Raw genomic sequence first — 26379 nt, 5'->3', positions numbered from 1 at the left:
TCTTCGAGCAACTGGATGAGCAGACCGAGCAGGACCTGGGCACCGTAGAGCGCGACAAGGTTTCAGGCCGTCTGGAGGTCAAAAACCTCACGTTCACCTACCCAGGCACGGAAAAGCGCGTGCTCAACGACGTGAGTTTTGTCGCCGAAGCCGGTCAGATGGTCGCGCTGGTGGGCCGCTCCGGCAGCGGCAAATCCACGTTGGCGAGCCTGATTCCGCGCTTCTACGATCACGTGCAGGGCCAGATTCTTCTCGATGGCGTCGAGATTCAGGACTACACCCTGCGCAGCCTGCGTCGTCAGATCGCGCTGGTGAACCAGAACGTCACGCTGTTCAACGACACCATCGCCAACAACATCGCGTATGGCGATCTGGCGGGCGTGCCGCTGGAAGAGATCAAGAAAGCCTCGGCCGATGCCTACTCGGACGAATTCATCGACAAGTTGCCTCAGCAGTACCAGACCCTCGTCGGCGAGAACGGCGTGCTGCTGTCCGGGGGCCAGCGCCAGCGTTTGGCGATTGCCCGCGCGCTGCTGAAAAACGCGCCGCTGCTGATTCTCGACGAAGCGACCTCGGCGCTGGATACCGAGTCCGAGCGCCATATCCAGAAAGCCCTGGAGAAGGTCGTGCAAGGCCGTACCACGCTGGTGATCGCCCACCGCTTGTCCACCATCGAAAAAGCCGACGTCATTCTGGTGATGGACGAAGGCCGCATTGTCGAGCGCGGCTCCCATACCAAGCTGCTGGCGCAGAACGGCTACTACACGCGACTGCATGCCAAACAGTTCGAAGAGATCGAGCCCGCCTAGGTCGACACGGTGCTGGGAGGGACACCATACAACTCCGCCAAGGTGCCCTCGCGGCACCAGCTGTCGGCTGAGGGTTGCGTCCACAAGCTACTACTCAAGAAAAAACGCCGGTTGTCGATGTGATTAGCAACATCATCAACCGGACTCGGACATGAATTTCCGTTCATACAATATCGCTACTCGCAGCTTGCTATGTTTCGGCCTATTAGCGGCTCTGGTCGCGGGGGTCGGCATTTTCGGCCTTTCGCAAATGTCCCAGGTCCGCAGCCAAAGCTTAGTGATTGAGACCAACAGCGTTCCGAGCATCGTTGAGGCCGACAACCTTGCCCTGCAGCTGGCCCGTACCCGGATCGAAGTCCTGCGCCTGCTGGCCATCCCGGATGCCACGACTGTGGCGAGCACGCGTGACAAAATCAACACGATCAATAGCGAAGTGGCCGCAGCATTCGGCCGCTATGACAAGTTGGTCAGTTCGGATCGGGAGCGGCAAGCTTTTGAACATCTCCGCCAGATACACCAAGACTACGTCAAGAGTATTAGTCAGCTCGCCGAGCTGGTTGCTCTAGGCAAGTTGGATGAAGCGCGTGGTCTGGTGCAGTCGGGCATGGCTCAGCTGGGCGCTAAAATGAATGAAGGTACCGAGGCCCTGCGCAGGGTAAACCAGGAGGACATCAAAGCGGCCGCCCAGGCCTCCAGCGCAACCTACAGCCAGTCCAGGTCCATCACTTGGGCCGCCATCGGTCTTGCCTTGGGATTGACGCTGCTCCTGGCCTGGCGTCTAACCGTGAGCTTGACCAAACCGATCGCGAATGCCGTGATCGCAGCTAAGAGGATCGCCGGCGGTGATCTGACCCAGGCACTGGAGACCGGTGGCCAGGACGAAGCGGCTCAGCTCCTGCAGGCAATGCAGCAGATGCAGACTGACTTGCGCGACACCTTGGGCCACCTGGGCCATTCCGCGACTCAACTCGCCTCCGCTGCCGAAGAGATGACGGCAGTCATGAACGAGAGTGCTATTGGCCTGCAGCAGCAGAACAGCGAAATTGAGATGGCGGCCACAGCGGTCACGGAAATGAGCCAGGCGGTCGACGAGGTGGCCGGCAATGCTACGTCCACCTCTACCGAATCGCGCAAAGCCGCCGATACTGCGCGCCAGGGTCAGCAACAGCTCGGCAATACACTCAGCTCGATCGAGACCTTGACAGACAACGTCATGGGCGCAAGCGAGCGCGCGGGTGAGCTGGCTGGACAGACCCGCAATATCAGCCAGGTGCTGGACGTCATCCGTTCGGTTGCCGAGCAGACCAACCTTCTGGCTCTTAACGCTGCAATTGAGGCCGCTCGCGCAGGTGACGCCGGTCGTGGTTTCGCGGTGGTTGCCGATGAGGTCCGAGCGCTCGCCCATCGTACCGGTGAGAGCACCCGGGAAATTGAAAGCATGATCGGCAGCATTCAACAGGGCACTGGCCAGACTGTAGACGCCTTACTGACCAGTGCCGACCAAGCCCGGCAGACACGCGAGCAGGCCCAGTCGGCCAGCGCTGCTCTTGCTGCCATTGCCCAATCGGTCTCGGGCATTGACGACCGGAATCTGGTGATCGCGAGTGCCGCCGAGGAGCAGGCTCAGGTAGCCCGGGAGGTCGACCGCAACCTGATACGAATTCGCGATCTCTCTGTGCAAACGGCGGCCGGGGCTGAGCAAACACGAGCAGCGAGCCAGCAGTTGTCAGAATTGGCAGTCGGACTTAACGAGCAGATCAGCCGATTCCGCGTGTAATCCTTACCCTTACCTTAATTTGTAAGCGAGCGTCTGCCGCTGTGGGATGAACCGTGTTTGATACCGGCCTGCCGGTAGCGCCTGCTGATCTTCTGTTGCCCCATCCACCGTAAGTCGGTGTCCGAAAGGCATGAAAAAAGGCCCGCGGGCTGTCGGAAAGTCCGGGGACCTATTTAGCGGATATCCCGTTACAAGCAGTCATGACGCAGCACACTGCTGAAGGCCTGGCGACTGCTTCGGGTCGAGAGCGTTCAGTTAAGACCGGCCGCCTCCGACCCAAATCGGTTAAACCGGACAGAACAAGCCGCTCGCCACCCACGCGACCATGGACACTTCAAACAAGCAACGAAAAACGCCCGGCGGCAGTCAACGACACGCACCGGGCGATTCCCATTCACACCACCTTCAGCACGATTTTGCCGATATGGTCGCCCTGCTCCATTCGCTGATGCGCTTGTGCTGCGTCGGCGAGAGGGAAAACACGGTCAATGATCGGCAGGCATTCGCCTTGACTGAGCAGCGGCCAGACATTGGCGAGTACGGCGCGAGCAATCTCGGCTTTTTCCTCCGCGCTGCGCGAACGCATCATCGACCCTGTCACCGAGCCTTGCTTTTCCATCAACGCCAGCAGATTGAAGTCCTTGACGGAGTTGCCGCCCAGAAAGCCGATAATGACCAGTCGACCGCGTCGCGCAAGTGACGCCACGTTGCTCTCGAAATAGCTCCCGCCCATGATGTCGAGAATGACGTCCACGCCCTTCTCGTGGGTTTGCCGGGCGATCTCCTGAGCGAAGTCCACCTCGCGGTAATTGATCGCTTCGCCACCCAGCGCGCGGATTCGGTCGCACTTTTCCTGGCTGCCGGCCGTTGCAAAAGCCTTGATCCCCAAGGCCTTGCACAGCATGAGCGCGGTCGTGCCGATGCCGCTGGTGCCGCCATGGATCAATACGGTGCAGCCCTTTTGTGCTCGGCCCAACTCGAAAAGGTTGGCCCACACGGTGAAGAATGTTTCCGGAATGGCCGCGGCCTGAATCATGTCCACGCCGTCGGGGACCGGTAATGATTGGGTGGCCGCCACAACGCAGTATTCGGCGTAACCGCCGCCATTGGTCAGCGCACATACCTTGTCGCCCAGCTTGAAGTTGGCCACTTTTGCGCCAACCCCAACGACCTCACCGGCCACTTCCAACCCGGGCACAGGCGTCATGCCGGGTTTCATCGGGTATTTGCCCGAACGCTGTATGACATCAGGACGATTGATGCCGGCGGCGTGAACCCGGATCAGCAGCTCGTGATCACCGGGCATCGGCACATCGGCCTGCATTATCTTTAATACGTCAGGGCCACCGGGTTCGGTGATCTCGATGTAGTTCATACGCTTTGGCAGATTCATGGTTCACCTCTTGTTGAGTGGGCTAAAGACTCTGAAAGCTGAACGTCCAAGACATTCAGCCTTTTTAGCCGCCTATCGAATTAACCCTCGACGGTAAACCTCAGTCCGGCTTTTTCAGTCAGGCGCTTGAGCAACGCCTCATTCAACGCCGCCGCGGGCGTCCAGCAACCGCCCGGGGTCTCCTCACGTGTCACATCGAACGCCAGCGCCATCGCTGACTCGGCCAACATCTTGGAGGTCGACAGGTAGCCCGGATCCTCGTCGCAACTCACGGATGCCTTGAGCACCTGACCGTCTGCCAGTTCTGCGATGAACAACACATCATAAAAGCCTGCATCAAGCTCCTTCTGTGTCGGCCCTTGCCCCGGTTGCGGATGACCGCCCTCATTGAAAGAGAAGCCTGCCAGACCAAGCTCATCGTCTTCGCTCGGTTGCGCACTGAGCATCAGCATTTCGTCGTATTGAAACGACGTGCCCCACAGGTGCCCTTCCAGCAAGTTTGTGCGATGCACCGCCTTGGAATTGATGCCGGACATGATGAAAGGGCCGACCCAGGTCTGAGCCAGCTCATCCCGGTAGGGGGTCTGATCATCAGGTTGCTCGACACCTTTGAATCCCGGTGTGTAGGCAAACGGATCGGCCACCAGTTCACCGAGAGCGGGATCTTGCGCCGCGGCTGCAACCACAGCATCGACACTCAGGAACGTGCCACCGGACAGCACGCCTTGCATGCTGCGCACGCGGCCCCTGATCCGAGGCGCATAGCGAGCGAACTTCTTCATGACCTGCTGCTGGGTGAACCATACGCCGAGGTCGAACGGCACCGAATCGAAACCACAGGAGAACACCAGTCGCGCGCCCGATGCCTGGGCTTGGGCCTGATGGCTGCCGATCATTTGGGCAATCCAGGGAATCTCCCCCGAGAGGTCGACGTAGTCCGTCCCCAACTCGGCGCAGGCTGCCACCAGGTTCGAACCATAGACCGAAAACGGCCCTGCGGTGGTAATCACGACCCTGGTTGCGGCAACCATGTCGCGTACGGACGCCTGGTCCTGGGCATCGGCCACGATCAGCGGCAGCGCTGCGGCGTCTGCCCAACTGTCCCGAATGGCTTCCAGCTTGCTCAAGCTGCGACCGGCGATGGCCCATTTAACAGGGCCGTCGACGCCGTATTGAGCGAAGAGGTATTCAGCGACCAGCCGACCGGTGTAGCCCGTAGCGCCAAAAATGATCACATCGAATGTTTGTTTGCTCATGGAAAAGATGATTCCTGAAAGTGCCGCGAAGCGAAGGCGACACTCTAGCCATCCTGCCTACAAATGATTAGATGGTATGGTTGGAATAGACCTATAACCTCAGAGCATCAATCGTGCGCGACAACGTCACCGACCTACTGGCCCTCCTGCGGGTCGCCCGTGAAGGCAGTTTTACCAAAGCGGCGGCGCAGCTTGGCGTTTCCCAGCCTGCGCTGAGCCGCACCATCACCAAACTGGAATCGCGCCTGGGTGTGCAATTGCTGACCCGCAGTACCCGCAGCGTCGCGCCGACCGAAGCCGGCGCGCGGCTGATCGACAGCATCGGGCCGCATTTTGACGGGATCGAGTCAGGCCTCAACGAGCTGAGCGAACTCAGCGGCATGCCGGCGGGTAGCCTGCGCATCACCTCCATGGAGCACGCAACCCATCTCGTCCTTGCCCCAGCTGCGCTGCAATTGATGACCGACTATCCGGGCATCAAGGTTGAAATCAACGACAGCTACGCATTGGTCGACATCGTCGCAGAGCGCTTCGATGCCGGTATCCGCCTGGGGGCGCAGCTGGCTCAGGACATGATCAGCATGCCCATCGGCCGGGATTTTCGCCTGGCACTAGTGGCCTCCCCCGCCTATCTGGAACACCGCGCTAGACCACTGACGCCACAGGATCTGACCGAGCACGCCTGTATCAACCTGCGCCAGCCCACCTCGGGAGGATTGTGGGGTTGGCCTTTTGCAAAAAACGGGAGAGAAATCAAAGTACGCGCCGACGGGCATCTGGTGAGTAACAACATCTGGCTCATGCGTGATTTTGTCAGGGCGGGCGCCGGACTGGGCTACTTCCCGGAGCATCTGGTCGAGCAGGATCTGGCACAAGGTCGCCTGGTGCGGCTGATGGAGGACTGGACTGGCACCGTCACCGGGTATCACCTCTACTACCCAAGCCGGCGCCAGCACAAACCGGCTTTTCGTCTGCTTCTGGATGCATTGCGTGATCAGTCAGGGCGCTGACTGTCTTCTTTTGGCCGCTAGCTGACCTCAACGAGCGGCCGATCTAGGTCGGAAGCGGTCAGCCACGACCGGCTGCTTTCGACCCAAAGCCGCCCCTCGTGAATGGCAGCATTCGGCCAACAAGAGACGTTCGTCGTGGCCGGAGTGTGCCCCGCCAAGCGGCCGTCGCTGGCAGCCGTCACGGCCTCACAAACCGGTAGACGAAGCGATCGGTCTCGCCCTTGATCGCAGGATCGAACACCTTGACTGATCGCGGATCATCCTTGTTCGCGAGCATGTTGCTTTCCGCGTCCAGCAGGAAGCCGGCCGCCTCCACCTCCTTCCGAACGGAGGCGGGGTCGATCCGGTGCAGCGACTGGGCAACACTGGTGCCCGCTGTGCCAGCGGCGGCGTGGTCGACGATGACGTAGTACCCACCCGGCTTGACCCTATCGCACATGGCGCGATTGAAGTCGGCCGCCGTCGCGTCCTTGGACTGCACCAGCGCGGTGTGGAGATCGTGGTAGAACAGGTGCATCCACAGGACATCCGCGGGCTGCGTGACTTCCGGCATGGCCACGAGGTTCGCCGAAACCGCCTAGACGTTTGCCCGGCCCGGCTCCTTCGCCAACGTACGCATGTTGCCGACAGGATCGTTCTTGAAGTGGGCGACTTCGGCAGGCACGAAGCTATAGACCCGTCCGTTGGGTCCCACGGCGTCAGAGAATAGACGCGTCCAGTCGCCGTCGCCCGGGTAAACGTCGATGACGGTGGCGCCTGGATCAACGCGTGCGAAGCGGATCAACTCGGATAGCTTGGATGTGTCGTACATGGGGACCTCCTACAAAGTTTGGTATTCGAATGGCGAGGGGCCCCAAACGGTTTTTGCTACGTGAGCCCGGATGCGTCGATCTGCGAGGCTCGTGCCAGTGCCTGCGTGTCAATGTACTCGCGGATCTTCGTCAGTCTGCCGTCGCGGACCGTGATGGCGAAGATCCAGTCATCTTCGAACGTCTTATTGGTGGCTTTGATCTTCCCCTTGGCGAAACCGACGACCAGCACCCGGTCTCCCTGCGCGATGAACTCCCGGGGCTCGGTGGACGTCTCCATCGACCTGGATGCGGTCTCGAGCAAATCCGCAAGCCCCGCATGGCCGTGGCGCGTACCGGCCAGAGGCCAGTCTTCGCCCGGGATGATCCACTCGATGTCTTCGGCGACCAGCGCCAGCAGACCGTCCTTGTCGCCGCGGCCAATGGCCGCAAAGAAGTCCTTCACGGTCTGGACGTTTTTCTCGGTATTCATGGGGATTTCTCCGCGTCGATCGAGTCGACTTGCGCTCGACCCGAGCGCGTTCGTTGTGTTGTTATCGTTGGGTACGTCCTGCTCAACCGGCGAAAGTGACGAGGTCCTTGAAGATCAGTCGACCCCAGCTATTTCCGCGTGCGTGGACCAGCAGCCCGCCCTCGGAAAGCCTGCCAAGTTGGACCGGCGAGAAACCGAGATTTTCTGCAAGCGCGCCGATCTCGGCCGCGGCCTCGTCATCGTCGCTGGCCAGGAACACGACCCGCCTGCCGCCATGCACGGCCGGATCCTGGGCGAGGACGGATGCACCCAGATGGTTGAAGCCTTTGACCAGCCTGACACCCGTGAAGGACCGCGCAACGACCATGGAAGAAGGCTGTCCTCCCAGTTCCTCTGTGGGCACTTGGGTGTTGGTTACATCGACGATGGTCTTGCCTTTCCAGGTCGACAGCGCGTTGGCGACATCCTGGTGCGAGTCGAAACGGACGGCCAAAAAGATGATGTCCGCCTTGACCGCTTCCGCCAGTGTTTTGGGAAGGATGGTGGGACCGATCGCAGCGGCGACGGAGGCAAAGCTTTCCGGGTCGCGCGCGGTGGCCACGGATACGTCGATGCCCTTGCGGGCAAACGCCTTGGCCAGTGCCTGGCCGATAGGGCCGAAGCCGATAATTGAATAGGTCATAGGAGTTTTCTCTGAGTTGGGTTGGATCCTGCTTGGATAAGCGCGGCCCCACGGCTTGCCGCTAGGGTGGCCAGCCAAGGGGCCGCGCTGGGGTCAGACCTGCGCCAGGCCGCCATCGACGGGAAGATCGATACCCGTGACGAACGAACTTTCCTCGGAAGCGAGGAATACGACGGCAGCCGCGATTTCCTCCGGCTTGCCCCAGCGACCCATGGGAATCTGCAAGGCGTACTGGGCGGCCGCTTCCTTGGCCTGGTCGGCGGTAAGGCCCGCCGTCTTTTGCAAAGCGCCCGTCTCGGTGGGCCCGGGACTGATGCAATTCACGCGGATCTGGCGATCTTTCAGCTCCATCGTCCAGGCACGCACGAAGTTGCGCACAGCCGCTTTGCTTGCACCGTAAGCGCTGAATCCAGCCGTTCCCAGGACGTTGGTGACCGAAGAGGTCACTATGATCGAGCCGCCGTCTCTGAACAGCGGAAGGGCCTTCTGCACCGTGAAGAAGGTGCCCTTGACGTTCACGTCGAAGGTCTGGTCGAAATGAGCCTCGGTAGCGGCCTCCAGCAGCGCGACCGTACCCGCGCCCGCATTGGCAAAGAGCACATCAATGTGACCATGCTTCTCTTTCACGACAGCAAAGAGCCCGTCCAGATCTTCCAGGCGGGACACGTCGCCCACGACCGTCGTAACGTTTCCCTTCAAGGTGGCTGCCGCCTCCTTCAGTTCGTCCTCCCTTCGCCCAGTGATAACGACGTGCGCACCTTCTTCAAGGAAGCGCTTGGCCGTGGCCAGGCCAATCCCGCTGCTTCCACCGGTCACGACCGCAATTTTTCCCGCCAATTTTTGTGCACTATGGTTGTTCATATATTTTGCCTTTCTAATGTTCGTTATTGAGCAGACCCTGCGGTGCTCCGAACCATCGAACGGAGCGCCGACGCGTCGTGGGTCAGAGTTGCGCCAGGCCGCCGTCGACAGCGAGTTCGCTCGCGGTCATGAAGCTGCTGTCCGAGGAGGCGAGAAACACCGCTGCCGCCGCGATTTCCGAGGGCTCGGCCATGCGCAGCAGGGGCGTCATCGCGCCATAGGACTTCTGGCCTTCCTCGCCGAGCGCCGCCTTCGCGAGTTCGGTTGCCGTAGCGCCAGGCGACAGCACGTTGACCCGGATGCCGGTGCCCTTCAGATCCTCTGCCCAGGTCCTAGCGAAGTTGCGCACGGCCGCCTTGCTCGCGCTGTAGGCGGTAAATTCGGGAGCACCCGTGGTGCCGGCGCTCGATCCGGTCAGGATGATCGAACCGCCCTCGCCCATCAGCGGCAGCGCCTTCTGGACCGTGAAGATGGTGCCCTTCACGTTGGTTTCGAAGGTTTCGTCGATATGGGCGGCGGTGATCTCGCCCAGCTTGAGTGGGCTGCCGGTGCCGGCATTGGCGAAGAGGATGTCGAGGGTTCCGCGCTCGGCCTTCACTGCCACATAGAGTCGGTCTAGGTCGGCCTCATCGGAGACCGAGCCCGTTATGGCGCGGGCCTTTGGACCAAGCTCGGCCACGGCAGCGTCGAGCGCTTCCTGCCGACGGCCGTAGATGAAGACGAAGGCGCCTTCCTGGATGAAGCGCTTTGCCGCCGCGAGACCGATGCCGGTCGCGCCACCGGTGATTACCGCGGTCTTGCCAGTTAGTCTGTTCATGTTCGTATCCTTGGCTCAAGCGGTGGAGGCAGTGACCTCCGTTTGCTGTTGAGACCAATGTAGTGCAGCCGCTGCCAGTGTATTAGTCGGCCTTTTTGTGAATAATTGTTCCATCAATGGAATAATCGCTAGAATGCTCCATGAATCGAGATCTCAATGACACTTTGGTGTTCGTCAAGGTTGTGGAGTTGGGCAGCTTCACGGCTGCCGCGAACACGCTGCACATGCCCAAGGCGACCGTGAGTCGTAAGGTGCGGGAGCTGGAAGAGCGACTGGGTGCGCAGCTATTGCATCGCACAACCCGCAAGCTCGGCTTGACCGAGGCGGGCAACATCTATTTCGCGCATTGCCAGCGCATTGCGCGCGACCTGGACGAGGCGGAGAGCGCCGTCAGTGAGTTGCAGAGCGGGCCGCGAGGCTGGCTGCGCGTGACTGCATCTCATCCGGTGGGCAACACTTGGGTCGCGCCCTTACTCAGCGAATTCCACGCACGCCATCCGGACGTTCGCGTGGAACTGCTGCTGAGCAACGACCACAGGTCGACATCATCGCCGGCGAAATCGACGTGGCGATGCGCGTTGGCACGCTGGCGGATTCCAACCTGGCGGCGCGCAAGCTCGCCGTGTTCCGTACCGCGATCTACGCCACCCCCGGTTACATCGAGCGTTTCGGCGAGCCGCTGCATCCCGACGATTTGATTAACCACCGGGCAACCGTGCAGACCAATCACCGAAGCGCCCACGGCTTCGCCTGGACCCTCGATGATGGAAACGGCAAGCTGCGCGAGTTCCCGGTCGACCCCGTCGTGATCGCCAGCGATCCGAGCGCCCTTCGCACTGTGATGATGGATGGAGAAGGCCTGATGCTGACCAGTGACGTCTTTGTGCGGGCGTTCGTCGAGCAGGGTCTGGTGCAGCGCGTGCTCACCGGCTGGCGTGGCACGGACCTCGACCTGCATGCACTGTTCCCGCGCGGTCAGGTGCAGTCACCGAAAGTGCGTGCCTTCGTCGACTTTCTAGTCGAGCGGCTGAATATCGAGGAGGGCTACCTGGAGGTGTTGAACGGCGATACCGCGCACGGTCCGCCCTGCGGCCGCGATGGAAGCCCAGCGACGGCAGCGGCAGATAGGCACCGGATGCAATCTCAGTCAGCGCCCGAGTCAGGGCCGGCAGCCGCACGCGGTCAGGGCGAGAGATCGCGCACGACCGTCTAGCTGTATGAGCCCAGCACGTTGTTCAGTCGTATCCGCGAGATAGCTAAGAGGTCGTGGAAGCTGGCGTGAGGCCGATTCCAGTTACCCTGCGCGAGGAACGCATTCGACGTCGCGTATGGGTTGCCTGCCGTGGGAGACCAGCGAATCTGATTCCTCAGCAAACGACACTGCTGGACAACGCCGCGACGAGGGTCGACGAATTGGTCATCGGAGTCTGCGACGCGGTGGGATCGAGAGGCCGCTATGGGTCGAAAGCTGTCTGTGAGGAGGGCCCCATGGCTCCGCTGTGTTTGGTCTTTATCGCGTTGCTTGAGGCCGATCGCGGCCCGGCAGTCTCGGGCTTCGATGCTTTCCGTGCGTGTCCAAGCGCCTGAAGCAACACGGTTTGCGCAATGGGTACCTGGAGCTGGAGATTACCCAGTCGTTTCTGTAGTACCTCTTAGAAGCCCTTCAGAACGATCTTGCCTTTCGCCTTGCCGCTTTCCAGTAGAGCATGGGCACGACGAAGATTTTCTGTGCTGAGGCGTCCGTAGTTATCGCCGAGAGTGGTGCGCAAGAGACCCGAATCAACGTGCCGCGCAATTTCGTTGAGGATGTTGTGCTGCTCCTGCATGTCCTCGGTTTCGTAAAGCGAGCGGGTATACATCAGCTCCCAGTGCAACGACAGGCTCTTACGCTTCAGCGGTACAGCGTCAAGCGTGGCCGGATCATCGATCAGGCCCAGCTTGCCCTGAGGCTTCAGTGATTCGATGATTTGCTCGTAGTGCCGATCAGTCTGGGTCAAGCTTGCGACATAGCTGACTTGTCCAATGCCAATGCGCTTGAGCTCTTCGCTGAGTGGCTTGGTATGGTCGATGACGTGATGCGCACCCAGCTCGGCGACCCAAGCCTGGGTTTCCGGGCGCGAAGCCGTGCCGATGATTGTTAGTCCGGTCAGTTGACGCGCCAACTGAGTCAGGATCGAACCCACCCCGCCCGCAGCGCCGACGATGAGCAGCGTTTCGCCCCGGTCGGTGGTATCACTTGCAACACCGAGGCGATCGAAGAGTAACTCCCAGGCGGTCAGGGAAGTCAGTGGCAATGCCGCAGCCTGGCTGAAATCCAGCGACTGGGGCATTGAACCGACGATACGCTCGTCCACCAGTTGCAGCTCACTGTTGCTGCCCGGGCGGATCAACGATCCGGCGTACCAGACCCTGTCACCAGGCTTGAACAGCGTCACGTCGCTGCCGACCGACTTGACCACACCGGTAGCGTCCCATCCGAGGATACGGGGCTGGCTTTCGTCTTCGTGCGGTACGTAGCCCTGTCGCACCTTGGTATCGACAGGATTGACCGATACGGCCTTTACCTCTACGAGCAGGTCGCGCGGCTTCGGCACTGGCTCGGGTATATCGATCTCCACCAAAGCGTTGGGATGTTCGATAGGCAGGCATTTGAAGTGTGCAATGGCTTTCATTCGAAGAACCTCAGGAGATGCGATACATTTTCGTGATGGTGAGTTTTTCAGCAGCACGCTCGATGAAAGGGAGCGCGGCCTGAAAATGCGGTGTCGCTTCGTGAGCAGTCAGCGCCGCTTCAGTGCGCCACTGTTCGATCATGTGGAAAGTGCGAGCCTGCTCGGCATCACGATGGAAATCGTACTGGATGCAATCCGCTTCGGCTCGGCTCGGGCCTTGCAGGCGCTGCAGCGTCTCCTCGAGTTCGGCTTCAAACCCGGCCTTGGCGGTCAAAGTGGCAATCAGTGTCAAAGGGGTGGTCATCAAACCTCCTGCTTGTGGGCGTTATAAAGAGAGAGCGCATTGGCTGGCACGGGTGTATCGAAGATATCCATGCCGTCGGCCGTGCGACCAACAATTTGAATCCGCGGTGCTGCGAGATGGCGGCCTGGTCGAGATCCAGGTTATCGGCACGACACACATGAACTCGTCGCAGGGGAAGACTGAGTCACTGTCTTCTAGGCCCGGTGCACACGATCCTGTGTCGGCGTGACTAAGCCTTTCGCTCAATGACGACTTTGCCAATGGCACGACCTGACTCTAGGCGATCATGTGCCGCGCTGACGCCCGCAGCAGTGAAATCATGGCGCTCATCGATCAGTGGCTTGACCAAGCCGCGATCAACCAGGGCAGCCAGTCTTTGCAGGATCTCGCCATGGTGCTTGCGGTCTTGGTTATGAATGATCGAAACAGCCATAAATACCAGGTCGAGTCTCAATGCCTTGAAGTGCATTTCGGTCAGATCGTAGGTGTCGTAACCGATGATCGAGACGACGTGGCCCTTGAGCTTCGCGGCTTTCAGCGAGTTCTGTAAGACCTCGCCGCCCAGGGTATCGAAGACCGTATCGAATCCCTTTCCTCCAGTGATTCGCTGACTGTATTCCTCAGGCGTCTCGCCGTTATAAAAAATAATTTCATCGGCGCCCAACCGACGGGCAATTTCCGCTTTTTCCGGTGTGGAAACCGTCGTCGATACCTTGGCTCCCAGAACCTTGGCCAATTGAATCCCTATGTGCCCTACACCGCCGGTGCCACCATGTACAAGGACATTGTCATTGGGTTTGATCGAAGCACGGTCGATCAGCGCCTCCCATGCAGTAATCGCCACGAGCGGCAAGCTTGCTGCTTCGCCAAAAGAGAGTGACGTGGGTTTTAGCGCCAGCATATTGGCATCGACCTCCATCTGATCTGCCAGCGCACCGGGAATCCCCACGATGCCGCCGAAACAGCCATAGACTTCATCGCCTGGGTTGAAGCGAGTCACGCCAGTACCGACGGAGCTGACCACCCCTGAAACATCAATGTGAAGAGTGGCCGGGAAAGTCAGACCAGCCGTACCTTCGCTGCCACGGCGAATTTTCGTGTCCACTGGATTCACGCTTGTCGCCCGCACATCGACAATCACATGACCTGCTCGCGCGCGGGGATTGTCCGTCTGAATTTCGACAAAAAGGTCTGAGCTACCATGCTGATTTATCACAATGGCTTTCAAGGGTTTAACTCCGAGGAACTATAGGCCACCAAATTATCATCAATAAAATTGGATAAGTACGTTAGAGTTGTTGAATCTTTCGGTCCTGTTGGTTGGTAATAAGTGCTGGATTCCATCGATGAATTGCGTTTGTTTGTTGCCGTTTTTGAAGAGGGATCCATCCGTGCGGCTTCCGAACGGCTGGGGATGACAGCTGCGGGTGGAAGTAAGCGTCTTCTGGTCCTTGAAGACAGCGTGGGCCGGAGACTTTTTAACCGAACCACCCGTAAACTCAGCCCCACTTCTGACGGTGAGAAGCTTTATCAGCATGCCCTGAGCATCCTCGAAAGCGTCGAGAAGGCCGAGGGAGGATTTTTCCAGAAGACCGAGATTACCGGTCATCTGCGCATAACCGCTTCCGCGACATTTGCCCAAGGTTATTTATCGAGCGTCGTAAGCAGTTATCTCAAACGCTACCCTGGCGTCATCGTCGATCTTCATCCAACGGATCAACTGGTTGATCTGGCCGCCCATGGTACCGATCTTGCGATTCGGCACGGCGTGATGGCCGATTCGTCCCTGATCGCGCAAAGAGTTGCTGCCTCTCGACGCCTGATATGCGCCGCCCCCCAGTATTGGGAAAAACAGGGCATGCCTATCTCTCCAAAAGAACTGGCCATGCTGGACGGGCTGATCGTTGGTAAGGATTCCAGCTGGGCCATGTCCCGGGGAGGCGTCAAAAAAACCTGCAAAATACGCAAACGGTTTTCATCCAGTCTTGGGGAAGTGGTTCGCCAGATGGTGATAGATGGACATGGAATAGCGCTGCTCATGGACTGGCATGTACGAGATGATCTTGATTCAGGCGCTCTGGTGGAGGCATTGTCCGACTGGGCCATTGAGCCGCCGGTGGGAATTTATGCGGTCTACCCTTCAAGAGAAAACATTGCTCCGACTGTCCTGAGCTTTGTTGCTCATCTCAAAGAGTGGGTCGCGGCCCACCCCGTTTGAAGAAAGCGACAGTGCCGCCACGATAAATCCTGCCGGATGGAGTAAGAAGACCAGATGGACCCTCGCCCTCACTGTTCTGATTACGCTCGTCGGTATATGCCTAGCACTCATCGCTAGCAAAAAAACACCCAACCTCAATGGCACCTTTTTCGCACAGGGCCATTGTCGCTCATTACACTGCAACGCCATTGTTTGACATGCGCAAACGTGGTTCCTCCCGTTGGACACACTGCTCTCGCCACGTCCTTGATCGGCGTATGGATCATCGAGATAGCGATGAATACACCCAGCCGAAATCGCGCAACCAAAGCTATCAAGAACATGCAATTGTCAGTGGCGCGCAGAGAAAACAACTTCGTTGTCATCGGCCCGTACAAAAACGGGAGGGACGCAGTGCGCGTCGTAAGAGACCTGAATGACAGTTATAGCATTAGAGGTTGGATTATGAAGGGTAATTGATTTCTGACACTGACAAATTTGGGGATCAGAGATACGCGCGTGCATCAGAACATACAGGAGTTTCCGAACGACCCAGTGCATCCTGATTATTTGAGCCCATACGCCGCCATTTTAATGCGGCGTTTTCGGCGAAGTTGATATTTTTATCGGCAGTCAGGGTGCTGTTTTAAAGCGGTAGGATTCGTTACCGGCTTGAAGATGTGGCAGTGGAGGATCAGTTTATTCAATGATGCACCTAAAACTTCAAGCCTCATGCAAATGAGGTGTTGAGTGGATATATGGTAATGATCCTTATCGCGCGATCGCGGCGCTCGCTCAGTCGAATTGCGTACCTTTTTGAATCAGCTCAACCTTATATCCATTGGGGTCCTCAATGAACGCGATGACCGTACGCCCATGTTTCATAACACCTGCTGGTCGCGGAACGCGATATCCCATGATCGCAGCACGGCTGCATAACGCGTCTGCATCTTCAACCTCGATAGCGACATGCCCGTAAGCATCACCAAGCTCATAGCTGTTTTGTCCCCAATTATGCGTCAGCTCCAGGGCGACCGCCTCGGTCTCCGGACCATAACCAAGGAAAGCCAGTGTGAACTCGCCCTCTGGGTAGTCTTTGCGTCTTAAGAGGCTCATGCCAAGCAGCCTCGTGTAGAAGTGAATGGATTTGTCCAGGTTCACTACACGCAACATGGTATGCAGTATGCGCATCTACTTCTCCGCGGCAGCGTCGGCCATTGCATAGCCAACATCTCTAAAAATACTTTCATCGTAAGCCCGATTTCAGCTCTGGTGCTCAGCCAATAGCCAGTCTGTTTAAGGCTGGATGCATTTGACGGGACAATGTTAAGCTGCAAAGCCAATCACTAAAAGTGATCAGAAGTGAGCCAGGCCATCACAAAAGGAGATTCTCTTGAAACTTTCGCAGCTGGGCTTTTTTTGCGCTGTCGTCGACCACGGCACGATAGCCGCAGCAGCCGCATCGCTGCATTGTGTACCGTCGAACATCACGGCCAGACTGCGAGAGCTCGAAATTCAACTCGGCGTCGTTTTGTTCAATCGCGAAAATAACCGATTGCTGGTCACTCCCGAGGGCAGGTTGGTATACCGAAAAGCCAAACAGCTCATTGACCTGGCAGCTGAAACGCGCTCGTTGTTCTCAAACGATTCCATGCAGGGAGTGCTTCGCGTCGGAGCGCTAGATGTAGCGCTGGCCAATCATCTACCGGAGCGCCTCGTACGTTATCGCCTTGAGGCGCCGGGGGTAGAACTTCACATTCGCCCGGAGCACTCGCTATTCCTTGAGCGACTTTTGATGGATGGCGAGCTTGATTTGATTCTTACTGACGGCCCGATCCAGCATCCTTTGCTGGATAGCCGACTAGCGTTTCGTGAGCGCTTGATCAGAGTAGTGCCCAAAGCTCTTTCCTCGCCCACTCCCCAAGATTTGTCGGGGCTCGAACTATATGTATTCGGTCGCACGTGTCACTACAGACAACAGGTCGATAACTGGTTGGAAAGCAGCGGTATCCAGCCTCGGGCTATTCTGGAAATCGAATCGTATCCGAGTATCTTCGCCTGTATCGCGCAAGGGATAGGTTTCGCCTGCATACCAGAGAGTTACGTGGATCGTTTTGCCAGTCAGGCGCACACGTTTCAGGCTGACCAGGTGCCCAGTCTGGATTCAAGCGATATCTATTTCGTCTGGAGAAAGAACCAGCAATCACCCCTGATCAGAAACTTCATCGAGGTAATCGACAGTCTGGGTGTTTAATTGCAACCACGTCTAAACGATTCGAACTCGTCAAACCCCGACGGCGTCTCTTGGTGGGACGTGGTGGTAATCCCCAACGAAATAGGGCTGGGCCTTTTATTCCTCAGGCAATCTGCCGCGTTTTGTGAACAACCAATAGATGATCCCCAAGACCAGCGTTGCAAACCCCAATGCAGCGATAGTGGCGGCGGGCGTTGAAGCGGAATCAAGAATCACGAATTTGCGACTCAGGGCCAGGAGCGAGATAAGAATCACTGTTCGCAGCTGCACGATGCTGCCGTGCCTGAACGCCGGACGAATGATGGAGTGCTTGAACTCCAAGGCGATCAATACAGTGAAGATCGAACCGAACAGTAACTGGAAATCGCCGTGATCCAAGGGATCAATCGCGCCGCCTACCACCAGCGGCAGCACTCGTCTATAGAGCTGGAACAAAGCAATGACGATGACGCACGAGATCATCACGCCAAGCGCCAGCACGATGATCTGCTCGAATCGCTCATAGGCGTTCATCAGTGACCACTGGACACGAAGGCTTTTCAACGTCGATCTCGGAGGCAGTGGGGCTGAGGGGGCCGGATTCTTCATTAGGTTTTTGCTCCAGCACGTGTGGTTTCAGCTGTCGGCATGGCTCGCCTGTAGCCGCTGATCCAGCGCGCCAGATAGTTGAGTGAAGCAGAGTTTCGGGGGTACGGCCGAATCATTCCCAGTGCTCTCGATGCGCTACCCGCATCGGAGTCTGCCCGACCGCCTCGGCAACAGTGAACCCAGGCTGTTGACGTGAGCTGGTCTGGGTTCTAGTTGCTGATAATGGAGATCTTGTCGTTGCGCTCGATGATTGCGAGCGTGATCTGTTCAACCCGCTCAACCCCCTGCGCCAGTATCGCCGCCAGCGATCGCGGCTGGTTCATCGACGCGTAGCAATCATCGTCACAACCCGCATGGCGATTCATTGCAAACCCGCCTACGCTTGTTGGATGACCCCACGCCTTTACTCAGTTGAGGCAAAGGCTGGGGCAATCAGATTCCCTTCTGACTGTCCGCTTGCCGCGATCTGGACCTGCCCGCGTGTATCACCAGCCACTGGCTCCTTAATACGTCCCGCCCGACCAACATTTACCGCACAACGGGTAAACGTTTTACGCACTCCCCCACCTGTCGTTCTCAAGCGACCGATGCCGCAGCACCTCTGGAAATGAGGCCGCTGTTCACGTTCTCCCATTGAGGAAAATCAGTATGTATCGGCCGAGCACCATTACTTATCAGCAGCATCGAGGGTTCAGCCGGACCTTCACTCAGGGTCATTTGAGCCTTGGATTGTTTTTCCCTTTGGAGGCTTTCGATGGGGACATGCCCAGCATGCTCAACCAGGTCGCTTTGGCCAAACGAGCGGAGGCGTTGGGTTTCTGCGCGCTCTGGTTTCGTGATGTGCCTCTTCGGGATCCCGGTTTCGGCGATGTTGGCCAACTGTTCGACCCTTGGGTTTATCTGGGCTACATGGCCGCGCATACGTCTGAGATTGCGCTTGGCACTGCGTCCATTGCCATACCGTTGCGCCATCCGCTGCATACCGCCAAGGCATCTGCCAGCGTCGATCAACTGAGCGCAGGTCGCTTGATTCTGGGGGTGGCTTCCGGCGATCGTCCGGTGGAGTTTTTAGCTTTCGGCGTCGATCCCGAAAGGCGTGGAGAGCTCTTTCGGGAGCACTACGAGGTTATTAGGAAAGCCCACAGCACCAGCTTCGAACCCATCCGCTGGAGCGGTGGTGAGATGCAGGGCGCTGACTTGATTCCCAAACCCACAACCCAATCCATTCCAATGCTGGTGACTGGAAACAGTCGCCAGTCGCTGGACTGGATCGCGCGCGAAAGCCTCGGATGGATCAACTATCCACGCATACCGAACATGCAGCGGCTGATCGTTGAAGACTGGCGACGTGAGGTCATGAAGCAATGTGGCGCCGTCTATAAGCCCTTCGCTCAGTCGCTTTATATCGACCTCGACGAGACTCCATCCACGCCGCCCACCCGCATTCATTTAGGGTTCAAACTGGGACGCTACCATCTGCGGTTTTTGCTGGAGTCGCTTGAGGAGATCGGGGTGGACCACGTTATCCTGAATCTCAAATACGGAAAGCGCCCTGCTGAGGATGTCATTGAGGAGCTGGGTACTCACATTGTTCCGGAATTCGCAGTACAGCCGCGTCCTGAAGTGGACTGATACACGCAACCATCGCCACGCCCGGTCGATGTGATCTACGGCTGGGTGACCATGAGTTGCTTTCACCCGAAAGCGAAGCCTGCCAGGCTGGCGCTGTTCCAGCGCCATGGATAGCACCACGGTAGCCGTCATGTTGGCGTTGACTTCGGTACTGATGACTCTGAGTTTGAGCGCTTGGCAATGGCACAAACGCAAATTCGCCGCCCTGTGCCATCAATGGAGGGATGCAGTGCGTCGCTGTGGCTGCTTTTAGCGAAGCGCGACGCCATATACACAACGCCTTGACCGCCATCAGCGACAGCACGCCGGAGGTGATGAGCGTCCAGTTTCTGGCCATCACTTGCAGATCCAGCGTCATGTCGACGCCGAGAAAGAACAGCGCCAGCAGCAGGCCACGAAACGATTCTATGGCGGCCTCCAACTGGGGGCGGACACGTCAGGACCGGTAATGCAGAGAGGAAGATAAGTGGTCAGTCCCGAAAAAAGCTTCAGCATCAGGCACCTCCTGAGCCTGCATCAAGAACGCATCTTCGTCTGCCGGGCTCGTCCAGGCATCCGAGGATCCAGTGCTTCATTGCACGACGTCATCAACACTCCTGCTACCCAATGACGGGAGCACGTTGAGCTAAGTCCCTGTCCCCGCGATAGACACGCGATCATCAGGCTGGTCGGGCGGACTCATGTTTGCCGAGGCGTTTGGCGCATCCAGCTTATTGAAGAGCACTTCGTTACGCGCTTTGTCGTAACCCAGCTCAACGCTGTCGCCGGCCTGTAGCTTGCCAGCGAGCATTTCCTTCGCAAGCCACGTTTCGACGGTCTGGCGAATCCGACGTTTCAACTCGCGCGCGCCAAACTCGGGCTGATAACCAACATCCGCCAGATGATCAATGAGGGTGTCAGCCACTTTCACCGTGATGTTCTGGGCAGCCGCAGTTCGAATGACCCGATCAAGCTGAATGCCTACAATCGATCTGATGTTGTCACGGGTAAGGGCATGGAACACGATGATGTCATCAATACGGTTCAGGAATTCGGGACGAAAATGCCCTTTCAAGACTCCCATTAATTCATCACGTAACGCTTTATCCGTAAGGCGTTCATCTTCCGGGCGCTCAAGATTCTCCATGATAACGGGTGAGCCCAGATTGCTGGTGGCGATGATGATCGTATTGCTGAAGTCGACAATACGTCCCTTGCCGTCCGTGAGACGACCATCGTCGAACACCTGCAGCAATACGTTGCTCACATCGGGATGCGCCTTCTCGATCTCGTCGAGCAGAATCACACTGTAGGGCTTGCGGCGGACACGCTCTGTCAACTGACCACCTTCTTCGTATCCCACATAACCGGGTGGCGCACCGATCAACCGGGCAACCGCATGACGCTCCATGTACTCCGACATATCGATGCTAATGATCGATTGATCGTCGCCAAACACCGTCTCTGCCAACGCTTTGGCCAATTCGGTTTTGCCCACGCCGGTTGGACCAAGAAAGAGAAACGTGGCAATAGGTCTGTTGGCCTGTCCAAGGCCGGCGCGGGACAAACGAACCGCATCGCTGACCGCAAGCACGGCGTCTTCCTGCCCGACCAGCCGATCACGCAAAGTGTCTTCCATGTTCAGCAGCTTCTGACGCTCTTCCTGGGTGAGTTCGGTTACCGGAATACCGGTCAGACGGGAGAGTACTTCGGCAATCGACTCAAGGGTCACCTCGAGGGTTTCGGAACCCGTCTTGCGCTCCCAGGCTTCTGTCTCCTCTCCCAACTGGGCTTGTTTTTGACCGATGCGCTCTTGGAAGCCTTTGGATTCATCAAAGCGTTTTCGCGACGATGAATAGTCCTGTTCGCGTTTGAGCTGGGTGATTTCTGCTTCCAGCTCCTGAATGCCAGCGGGCCTTGACGAGGCGCTGATGCGCACGCGGGCCGCAGCCTGGTCGATCAGGTCAATGGCCTTGTCCGGCAGAAAGCGCGAGGTAATGTAACGATCCGACAGCTCCGCCGCTGCCACGAATGCTTCTTCGGCGAACGTCGCCTGATGGTGCGCCTCAAGCTTATCGCGCAGCCCACGCAGGATAATGATGGTCTGTTCTACAGTGGGCTCGGATATCAGGACGGGCTGAAAACGTCTTTCGAGCGCCGCATCCTTTTCGATGTGCTTTTGGTACTCATTGAGCGTCGTCGCACCGATCAGACTGAGCTCCCCGCGTGCCAGTGCGGGTTTCAATACGTTGGCAATGTCCAAGCCGCCCTCTTCACCTCCCTGCCCCGCGCCAACGATCGTATGCAGCTCATCGATGAACAGAATCAGCTCCGAGCTCTTTGCAGCCACTTCATCGAGCAGTTGCTTGGCGCGCTCCTCAAATTCACCACGGTATTTGGAGCCCGCGACCATTGAGTTCAGATTGACTTCAACTAGCCGTCTGCCACGCAGAATTTCCGGGACATCGCCCTTTACTATGCGCTGTGCAAGCCCCTCAACGATGGCTGTCTTGCCAACCCCGGGTTCGCCGATCAGGACCGGATTGTTCTTCCTCCGGCGGGCCAGCACCTCAATAGTGTTTTCGATTTCCAGCGCGCGGCCCAATACGGGATCCAGCTTGCCCTCACGAGCCAATGACGTCAGGTCGCGACCGAACTTGTCGAGTGTCGGTGTTCCCGTGGGGGTCTCGACTCTCCCGTCCTCAGCCCCCTTACCCACCACTTTGACCACCTTCTGCCGCAAAGCTTCAGGGGTCACGCCGTATTTTTTGAGCAGCGTTCCGGCAATGCTTTCGGGCACCGAGGAAAGCCCGATCAACAGATGCTCGGGGCCAACATACGAGTGCCCTAAATCACGAGATGCCTGGAACGCAAAATTGAACACTTTCTTCAGTCGAGGCGAGATGCTCATCTGATCCACCGGAGCCTGCGCCTCCGCTGCGCCCCTTTAAGCGTGTTGATCGATGTAGCCTTTGATGTCGTCCGCAGAAAGCTTCAATTCTTTGAGCAACGCTGTGCCTACGTCGGTATCGGCAAGCACATACAACAGATGCTCAGTATCGAGCTCGCTGCGGTTGAACTCATGGGCTTTATCTCCAGCGCGTTGCAGGATTTCCAGCGTCTGGGAGCTGAATGCATCAGTTGCATCGACAGATTCGCGAGGCACATGCGCAGAGAGCCTTAAGTCATCACCCCCCTGTTCCGCCGCTCCGCCAATGCTGTCGAAAAAGCGGGACACGCCACCGCCCAGCAAAGAGTCGAAGGGGTTCAACATGCTTTGATGGCGTAAAAGTTGACGGTAATCGTGGTCGCAAACTGACATGGTTCTGGCCTGACCATTTTGCGACACGGTCACTCGCGCGACAGCGGGTCTGGCGTTACATATTTCACAGAGAGTAACCATGATGAGTTGTCTCCAAAAATGGATAACACGGACTCATACAGATGGATCTACGTGCCCTCAACGATGCTCAGGAAACAGGGGCATGAGACCAGCAATACGCTGAGCTTGGTCGCCAAGACGATGAGGTGGGAGGGAATGGCAGCCTTGGGAAACGATGCCACCCGATCAACATAGTCGCGATCTCATGAAAGCGCGCCACGGCTACTTGATTACCGACGAACGACGACCAGACATTTCGTGTAAATAAACAGCCTGTCGTTAGCTATCAACCCAGGCGCTAGCTAGCGATTGAGTCCACGCATCGAGGAAAGCTCAATCGCCTGACTCATCTCGGTGACCTCGGGAGGCCCGTCATAGCGAAGCCCGTCGATGTAGAACGCGGGCGTGCCGTTTACCCCGCTACGTACGCCGCCATTGAAATCGGATTGTATTTTGGGCAGATAGATATCGGTTTGCATGGCAACAACGAGTTCATCGCTGGAAAGGCCGTGTCTCAGTGCGATGGCGCCATACAGCGGCACGCCCAATCGATCCTGATTTTCATACAACTCGTCGTGGGCCTCCCAGAAGAATCCTCGACTCCCGGCATATTCAGCGGTGACAGCTGCACCCAGCGCATGCGGGTGAGCAGTGGTTAGTGGAAAGTTGCGGAAAACAAGCAACAGATCCTCGCCAAAATGCTGCTGCAGCTTCTTGACGACCCAGTACGCCAAACCGCAATAGGGGCATTCGTAGTCGCCATATTCCACCAGTGTGACCTTGGCATGCGCCCTTCCCTGGCGATGGTCGTTTGCAGTTACCGGGACTTTGAGAGTGGCCATGTGATCACCTACTGGTTTTTGGAGGGCGTGCTGTGTGGGGAATCCGCCAGAGCATCCAGCGCATCCAGAATGCCGTCCGCTCCAGGATTGATTGCCATCGGTGAAACGTAACTCCAGGCGACCACCCCCTCCTTGTCAATCACGAACAACGCCCGCTTACAAACTCCAAGGTGGGATTCGTACGCGCCATACTGTCTCGCCACCGCTCCTTTGGGCTCGAAATCGGCAAGCAGGCTGAAGTGAAAACCACGGTCTTTGACGAAGGCCTGATGACACCAAGCGCTGTCCACGGAAATCCGCATGAAATTTGGAATAGGTATGGTAGCCGGTGTGATTGTGATCCTCCTGATCGCTTATGGTTTTGATGTCGTCACTGAGCCTGAACCGCTTGCACCGATGCAGAACAATCAGAGCGGCGGGATTCCCGTTACCGACCGCCACAATCACAGCCAGGCGCAACCCGCCAAGTAGTCACGGAAAAAACATGGAAGAAGTAGCTGTTTTTACTCGGCAGATTGCCTTGCGATCTACTGATCACAAACGGGCTATGCAGCTCGTGTCGGTAGCAAATATCCCAAGTCAGATGATGGCAATTCTGCGTCAAGAGCTGGACTCAATGGTTAGGGTCATCTACCTATTGGCTCAGGAACCTGCACGGCGTGATGAATTAATTACTGCGTCTGTGAATGGTGAGCTCTGGCGGCAACCCAATGGGCGCGGTCGTGTAACGGATCATGAGATGGTTGAGCTGGCACAGCATCTCCAAAATTGGGCTCGATCCGTCTACAAATTTGGTTGTGCTTTCATCCATTTATCCAATTTGCACGATTACAACGACAAAGATCCGCTGCAGCAGCTTCCAGCCGCTGAGCGTGACGCGGTTCTAGAGCACTGCCGGCACTACCATGGTGGTCCTGCGGGATCAGAATTTTCGGAGTTGGTGCCATACTTGCCGAGCGTTTTGGAGAAAGTGTCCAGCAACCTTGAACACTACCTAGAGCAGCTAAGGGATGGGGGATTTCATAAGCCATGTGACATTTGGTAGGAATACGCTCAGCCGCACCCTCAAGCCATGGCCGTCAAACAGGCGGGGCCAAGGTCGTAGAAACAGGCCAATTTTCGCCATCCAGATGAAGCAGGAACATACTTATGAACCCGATCCCTAAACCCCCTGCCTTACTCCAAGCGCCGTTAACCCTGACTCTTGGGCCTTCCGCTGTAGCCATGATGAATAAGCACCGTCAAGCCGCTTTTGACTATCTCCATGGGCCAAGAGGTAGTGACCGCCCGCCAGCTGTGCTGGAACAACTGAAAGCAACCTATCTTGAAACAGGGGCAGATTTGGCGTTGTGGCTTCGTGAGTGCCCTGAATCAACTGGAGCGGTCTGAGACACCAAGTCATCAGTGTTAAGTTAAAGGAAAACGCGACCATGAGCAGCTTTGGCGTCTACCACACGTCGAACACTGGCCCCGGTTGCTTCCTGACTGGTGATGAAGCCGAAGGCTTTGGCGGAACGTACCGTCTCACCGACGCGAGCAAGTTCAAAACCAAGGCGACAGCCGAGAAGGTTGCTCGCAATTACGGTGCCCGTTGGGACTAGATGCAGAGTCCTGCGGCAAGCCACTGAGAGCATGTAGGAATTGGTTGATGAAACAGAATTTCATAGTCATATGCGATAGCCCTGACACCAGTTTTGAGCAGCTGGTGGGTAGCGGTTTGGATGCGTTCAATGATGGGATTGCCGGTTCAAATGACCGTCGTACCCTCTCTGTCATCGTCCGTGACCTCGATAGCAACGAAGCTCTTGGTGGAATCGTCGGCAGAACATCCCTCGGGCTAGCGTTTCTCGACCTATTTCACCTGCCAGAATCTTTGCGTGGCTCAGGGTTAGGGACCAAGGTGCTGAAAGCCTTCGAAAAGGAAGCCTTGCATCGCGGGTGTCGTTCCGCAGTGCTTTACACCATTAGCTTCCAAGCACCCGGATTTTATGAAAAAAATGGTTGGGTGCGTTTTGGTGAGATTGCCTGCGATCCGGAAGGAGTGAGCAGAGTGTTTATGTCTAAACAGCTTTGACGGCTATAGGACTATAGGAAAGTCGTATGCTCCTCCTGACTCGCCGCCAAGGTGAGAATATTGTGATTGGCGACAAAATTCAGATCCAGGTTTTAAGCATTTCAGAGGCTGCTGGGGATGTACGTATCCAGATCGAAGCCCCGGACCTACTTGCGGTCCAGTGCGTAGACAGCCATAGCGCCGTGACCTCTCGCAGGGCTAGCCCTGTCATTACTCACAAGCGCCGATGGCGTTCCATGCTCACCAAGTAGGAAATGAGCCATGTCCCGTAAGCCCGCCGCCCCCGCTACTGAGCTAGTTGTACAATCCGACCCTGAGGACCTGGCCGCGCTCCGCCGCGATGCAGAGCGGTACCGTTGGCTTCGTGAGCGTGCCGTTCGGATCAATGGCAGCGAGGTATGGTGGCAGGGCGATTTTCTGGATCTGCGTTGCGACACCGGCCTGGGGCATGTCCAGGGTGAATATGAGGTGGTGCCCGACCTGGCTCCGCCCAGCCGACGGCTGGCTAAGCCTGCTCTGAAACCAGAGTGACAGCGGAAAGATTGCCCAGGTCCTCACAATGCATCAAG

At 57.5% G+C, this 26379-nt stretch carries 29 protein-coding genes and 1 pseudogene; 13 read left to right on the top strand and 17 right to left on the bottom strand.

Annotated features, from left to right (window positions below; translation table 11 throughout):
• Together QMX88_RS16910 and QMX88_RS16905 are read left to right on the top strand one after the other, a co-directional pair.
• Positions 1 to 809: ATP-binding cassette domain-containing protein (locus tag QMX88_RS16910; protein WP_282371315.1), on the top strand; the 809-nt coding region annotated here is incomplete at its 5' end.
• A gap of 151 nt (positions 810 to 960) precedes the next feature.
• Entirely contained in the window at positions 961 to 2586 is a 1626-nt protein-coding gene (locus QMX88_RS16905; protein WP_282371313.1) for a methyl-accepting chemotaxis protein, read from the top strand.
• Between the two features lie 394 nt (positions 2587 to 2980).
• On the opposite strand, the gene QMX88_RS16900 is transcribed toward QMX88_RS16905, so the two are convergent.
• The gene (locus QMX88_RS16900; RefSeq protein ID WP_282371311.1) at positions 2981 to 3979 is read right to left on the bottom strand and encodes an NAD(P)H-quinone oxidoreductase; all 999 of its coding nucleotides are present in this window, start codon (positions 3977 to 3979) and stop codon (positions 2981 to 2983) included.
• A gap of 80 nt (positions 3980 to 4059) precedes the next feature.
• Positions 4060 to 5235, bottom strand: a complete 1176-nt coding sequence (locus QMX88_RS16895) for a saccharopine dehydrogenase family protein (protein ID WP_282371309.1) — start codon at positions 5233 to 5235, stop codon at positions 4060 to 4062.
• Positions 5236 to 5345: 110 nt separating this feature from the next.
• Here QMX88_RS16895 and QMX88_RS16890 point away from each other — a divergent pair, with 110 nt between their 5' ends.
• Positions 5346 to 6245, top strand: coding sequence for a LysR family transcriptional regulator (locus tag QMX88_RS16890; protein ID WP_282371320.1), 900 nt, complete (start codon positions 5346 to 5348; stop codon positions 6243 to 6245).
• A gap of 178 nt (positions 6246 to 6423) precedes the next feature.
• On the opposite strand, the gene QMX88_RS16885 is transcribed toward QMX88_RS16890, so the two are convergent.
• The 6 genes from QMX88_RS16885 to QMX88_RS16860 form a co-directional block, all read right to left on the bottom strand.
• Positions 6424 to 6798, bottom strand: a complete 375-nt coding sequence (locus tag QMX88_RS16885; RefSeq protein ID WP_282371307.1) for a hypothetical protein — start codon at positions 6796 to 6798, stop codon at positions 6424 to 6426.
• Positions 6799 to 6822: 24 nt separating this feature from the next.
• A complete protein-coding gene (locus tag QMX88_RS16880; RefSeq protein WP_197983860.1) occupies positions 6823 to 7056 on the bottom strand; it encodes a hypothetical protein in 234 nt (77 codons plus the stop codon).
• Between the two features lie 56 nt (positions 7057 to 7112).
• Positions 7113 to 7526 carry a nuclear transport factor 2 family protein gene (locus tag QMX88_RS16875; RefSeq protein ID WP_133776318.1) on the bottom strand — a complete coding sequence of 138 codons (414 nt, stop codon included), beginning with the start codon at positions 7524 to 7526 and terminating at the stop codon, positions 7113 to 7115.
• An 82-nt stretch (positions 7527 to 7608) separates the two neighbouring features.
• The gene (locus QMX88_RS16870; protein WP_192172891.1) at positions 7609 to 8208 is read right to left on the bottom strand and encodes an NADPH-dependent F420 reductase; all 600 of its coding nucleotides are present in this window, start codon (positions 8206 to 8208) and stop codon (positions 7609 to 7611) included.
• Positions 8209 to 8301: 93 nt separating this feature from the next.
• Positions 8302 to 9069, bottom strand: coding sequence for an SDR family NAD(P)-dependent oxidoreductase (locus QMX88_RS16865; protein WP_282371305.1), 768 nt, complete (start codon positions 9067 to 9069; stop codon positions 8302 to 8304).
• A gap of 82 nt (positions 9070 to 9151) precedes the next feature.
• Positions 9152 to 9886 (bottom strand): SDR family NAD(P)-dependent oxidoreductase, encoded by a 735-nt coding sequence (locus QMX88_RS16860; protein WP_192172893.1) that lies wholly within the window; start codon positions 9884 to 9886, stop codon positions 9152 to 9154.
• A gap of 140 nt (positions 9887 to 10026) precedes the next feature.
• Here QMX88_RS16860 and QMX88_RS16855 point away from each other — a divergent pair, with 140 nt between their 5' ends.
• A complete protein-coding gene (locus tag QMX88_RS16855) occupies positions 10027 to 10584 on the top strand; it encodes a LysR family transcriptional regulator (RefSeq protein WP_282371304.1) in 558 nt (185 codons plus the stop codon).
• Positions 10473 to 11099, top strand: a complete 627-nt coding sequence (locus QMX88_RS16850) for a substrate binding domain-containing protein (protein WP_282371319.1) — start codon at positions 10473 to 10475, stop codon at positions 11097 to 11099. The genes QMX88_RS16855 and QMX88_RS16850 overlap by 112 nt, the downstream gene beginning before the upstream one ends.
• Before the next feature lie 439 nt (positions 11100 to 11538).
• On the opposite strand, the gene QMX88_RS16845 is transcribed toward QMX88_RS16850, so the two are convergent.
• The 3 genes from QMX88_RS16845 to QMX88_RS16835 form a co-directional block, all read right to left on the bottom strand.
• Positions 11539 to 12558: a zinc-binding alcohol dehydrogenase family protein gene (locus QMX88_RS16845; protein ID WP_065991706.1), complete on the bottom strand. Its 1020-nt coding sequence runs from the start codon at positions 12556 to 12558 to the stop codon at positions 11539 to 11541.
• A gap of 10 nt (positions 12559 to 12568) precedes the next feature.
• Positions 12569 to 12862: a putative quinol monooxygenase gene (locus QMX88_RS16840; RefSeq protein WP_065991705.1), complete on the bottom strand. Its 294-nt coding sequence runs from the start codon at positions 12860 to 12862 to the stop codon at positions 12569 to 12571.
• A gap of 229 nt (positions 12863 to 13091) precedes the next feature.
• A complete protein-coding gene (locus tag QMX88_RS16835) occupies positions 13092 to 14090 on the bottom strand; it encodes a zinc-dependent alcohol dehydrogenase family protein (RefSeq protein WP_282371303.1) in 999 nt (332 codons plus the stop codon).
• A gap of 102 nt (positions 14091 to 14192) precedes the next feature.
• Between QMX88_RS16835 and QMX88_RS16830 the strand changes: the two genes are divergently transcribed.
• Positions 14193 to 15080 carry a LysR family transcriptional regulator gene (locus QMX88_RS16830; protein WP_282371302.1) on the top strand — a complete coding sequence of 296 codons (888 nt, stop codon included), beginning with the start codon at positions 14193 to 14195 and terminating at the stop codon, positions 15078 to 15080.
• Positions 15081 to 15854: 774 nt separating this feature from the next.
• Here the strand turns inward: QMX88_RS16830 and gloA are convergent.
• Entirely contained in the window at positions 15855 to 16250 is a 396-nt protein-coding gene (gene gloA, locus QMX88_RS16825) for a lactoylglutathione lyase (protein ID WP_282371301.1), read from the bottom strand.
• Between the two features lie 202 nt (positions 16251 to 16452).
• Here gloA and QMX88_RS16820 point away from each other — a divergent pair, with 202 nt between their 5' ends.
• Positions 16453 to 17313 carry a LysR family transcriptional regulator gene (locus QMX88_RS16820; protein ID WP_192172900.1) on the top strand — a complete coding sequence of 287 codons (861 nt, stop codon included), beginning with the start codon at positions 16453 to 16455 and terminating at the stop codon, positions 17311 to 17313.
• Between the two features lie 96 nt (positions 17314 to 17409).
• On the opposite strand, the gene QMX88_RS16815 is transcribed toward QMX88_RS16820, so the two are convergent.
• Both QMX88_RS16815 and QMX88_RS16810 read right to left on the bottom strand, forming a co-directional pair.
• A complete protein-coding gene (locus QMX88_RS16815) occupies positions 17410 to 17901 on the bottom strand; it encodes a phosphate-starvation-inducible PsiE family protein (protein ID WP_197983862.1) in 492 nt (163 codons plus the stop codon).
• A gap of 209 nt (positions 17902 to 18110) precedes the next feature.
• Entirely contained in the window at positions 18111 to 18266 is a 156-nt protein-coding gene (locus QMX88_RS16810; protein ID WP_282371300.1) for a hypothetical protein, read from the bottom strand.
• 283 nt (positions 18267 to 18549) lie between these two features.
• On the opposite strand from QMX88_RS16810, the gene QMX88_RS16805 reads away from it, so the two are divergent.
• Positions 18550 to 19533 carry an LLM class oxidoreductase gene (locus QMX88_RS16805; protein WP_192172903.1) on the top strand — a complete coding sequence of 328 codons (984 nt, stop codon included), beginning with the start codon at positions 18550 to 18552 and terminating at the stop codon, positions 19531 to 19533.
• Positions 19534 to 20158: 625 nt separating this feature from the next.
• On the opposite strand, the pseudogene QMX88_RS16795 reads toward QMX88_RS16805, so the two are convergent.
• From QMX88_RS16795 to QMX88_RS16785, 3 genes and pseudogenes are all read right to left on the bottom strand, one after another.
• A pseudogene (locus QMX88_RS16795) lies at positions 20159 to 22915 on the bottom strand (ATP-dependent Clp protease ATP-binding subunit).
• Positions 22916 to 23196: 281 nt separating this feature from the next.
• Complete coding sequence (locus tag QMX88_RS16790; RefSeq protein WP_065991699.1) at positions 23197 to 23736, bottom strand: DsbA family protein; 540 nt, start codon at positions 23734 to 23736, stop codon at positions 23197 to 23199.
• An 8-nt stretch (positions 23737 to 23744) separates the two neighbouring features.
• Positions 23745 to 24026, bottom strand: coding sequence for a redoxin domain-containing protein (locus QMX88_RS16785; RefSeq protein ID WP_282371291.1), 282 nt, complete (start codon positions 24024 to 24026; stop codon positions 23745 to 23747).
• Between the two features lie 10 nt (positions 24027 to 24036).
• Here QMX88_RS16785 and QMX88_RS16780 point away from each other — a divergent pair, with 10 nt between their 5' ends.
• The 5 genes from QMX88_RS16780 to QMX88_RS16760 all read left to right on the top strand — a co-directional run bounded on the left by QMX88_RS16780 (position 24037) and on the right by QMX88_RS16760 (position 26061).
• Positions 24037 to 24207, top strand: coding sequence for a hypothetical protein (locus QMX88_RS16780; protein WP_282371289.1), 171 nt, complete (start codon positions 24037 to 24039; stop codon positions 24205 to 24207).
• A gap of 13 nt (positions 24208 to 24220) precedes the next feature.
• Complete coding sequence (locus QMX88_RS16775) at positions 24221 to 24781, top strand: hypothetical protein (RefSeq protein WP_282371287.1); 561 nt, start codon at positions 24221 to 24223, stop codon at positions 24779 to 24781.
• Between the two features lie 385 nt (positions 24782 to 25166).
• Positions 25167 to 25337, top strand: a complete 171-nt coding sequence (locus tag QMX88_RS16770; protein WP_282371285.1) for a hypothetical protein — start codon at positions 25167 to 25169, stop codon at positions 25335 to 25337.
• Positions 25338 to 25384: 47 nt separating this feature from the next.
• Positions 25385 to 25810: a GNAT family N-acetyltransferase gene (locus tag QMX88_RS16765; protein WP_282371283.1), complete on the top strand. Its 426-nt coding sequence runs from the start codon at positions 25385 to 25387 to the stop codon at positions 25808 to 25810.
• A gap of 26 nt (positions 25811 to 25836) precedes the next feature.
• A complete protein-coding gene (locus QMX88_RS16760) occupies positions 25837 to 26061 on the top strand; it encodes a carbon storage regulator (protein ID WP_282371281.1) in 225 nt (74 codons plus the stop codon).
• Positions 26062 to 26379: the final 318 nt, after the last annotated feature.

The organism is Pseudomonas sp. PS02290 (genome assembly GCF_029960075.1).
Classification (GTDB): Bacteria; Pseudomonadota; Gammaproteobacteria; order Pseudomonadales; family Pseudomonadaceae; genus Aquipseudomonas.
The sequence above is the reverse complement of the archived record's forward strand: the minus strand, read 5'-3'. Positions and strand labels throughout refer to the sequence as shown.

Bases quoted from the DNA above. Each gene is read 5' to 3' on its own strand.
- QMX88_RS16905 (WP_282371313.1), top strand. From the start codon at position 961: ATGAATTTCCGTTCATACAATATCGCTACTCGCAGCTTGCTATGTTTC.
- QMX88_RS16900 (WP_282371311.1), bottom strand. From the start codon at position 3,979: ATGAATCTGCCAAAGCGTATGAACTACATCGAGATCACCGAACCCGGT.
- QMX88_RS16895 (WP_282371309.1), bottom strand. From the start codon at position 5,235: ATGAGCAAACAAACATTCGATGTGATCATTTTTGGCGCTACGGGCTAC.
- QMX88_RS16885 (WP_282371307.1), bottom strand. From the start codon at position 6,798: ATGCCGGAAGTCACGCAGCCCGCGGATGTCCTGTGGATGCACCTGTTC.
- QMX88_RS16880 (WP_197983860.1), bottom strand. From the start codon at position 7,056: ATGTACGACACATCCAAGCTATCCGAGTTGATCCGCTTCGCACGCGTT.
- QMX88_RS16875 (WP_133776318.1), bottom strand. From the start codon at position 7,526: ATGAATACCGAGAAAAACGTCCAGACCGTGAAGGACTTCTTTGCGGCC.
- QMX88_RS16870 (WP_192172891.1), bottom strand. From the start codon at position 8,208: ATGACCTATTCAATTATCGGCTTCGGCCCTATCGGCCAGGCACTGGCC.
- QMX88_RS16865 (WP_282371305.1), bottom strand. From the start codon at position 9,069: ATGAACAACCATAGTGCACAAAAATTGGCGGGAAAAATTGCGGTCGTG.
- QMX88_RS16860 (WP_192172893.1), bottom strand. From the start codon at position 9,886: ATGAACAGACTAACTGGCAAGACCGCGGTAATCACCGGTGGCGCGACC.
- QMX88_RS16855 (WP_282371304.1), top strand. From the start codon at position 10,027: ATGAATCGAGATCTCAATGACACTTTGGTGTTCGTCAAGGTTGTGGAG.
- QMX88_RS16845 (WP_065991706.1), bottom strand. From the start codon at position 12,558: ATGAAAGCCATTGCACACTTCAAATGCCTGCCTATCGAACATCCCAAC.
- QMX88_RS16840 (WP_065991705.1), bottom strand. From the start codon at position 12,862: ATGACCACCCCTTTGACACTGATTGCCACTTTGACCGCCAAGGCCGGG.
- gloA (WP_282371301.1), bottom strand. From the start codon at position 16,250: ATGCGCATACTGCATACCATGTTGCGTGTAGTGAACCTGGACAAATCC.
- QMX88_RS16815 (WP_197983862.1), bottom strand. From the start codon at position 17,901: ATGAAGAATCCGGCCCCCTCAGCCCCACTGCCTCCGAGATCGACGTTG.
- QMX88_RS16810 (WP_282371300.1), bottom strand. From the start codon at position 18,266: ATGAATCGCCATGCGGGTTGTGACGATGATTGCTACGCGTCGATGAAC.
- QMX88_RS16805 (WP_192172903.1), top strand. From the start codon at position 18,550: ATGTATCGGCCGAGCACCATTACTTATCAGCAGCATCGAGGGTTCAGC.
- QMX88_RS16790 (WP_065991699.1), bottom strand. From the start codon at position 23,736: ATGGCCACTCTCAAAGTCCCGGTAACTGCAAACGACCATCGCCAGGGA.
- QMX88_RS16780 (WP_282371289.1), top strand. From the start codon at position 24,037: ATGAAATTTGGAATAGGTATGGTAGCCGGTGTGATTGTGATCCTCCTG.
- QMX88_RS16775 (WP_282371287.1), top strand. From the start codon at position 24,221: ATGGAAGAAGTAGCTGTTTTTACTCGGCAGATTGCCTTGCGATCTACT.
- QMX88_RS16770 (WP_282371285.1), top strand. From the start codon at position 25,167: ATGAGCAGCTTTGGCGTCTACCACACGTCGAACACTGGCCCCGGTTGC.
- QMX88_RS16765 (WP_282371283.1), top strand. From the start codon at position 25,385: ATGAAACAGAATTTCATAGTCATATGCGATAGCCCTGACACCAGTTTT.
- QMX88_RS16760 (WP_282371281.1), top strand. From the start codon at position 25,837: ATGCTCCTCCTGACTCGCCGCCAAGGTGAGAATATTGTGATTGGCGAC.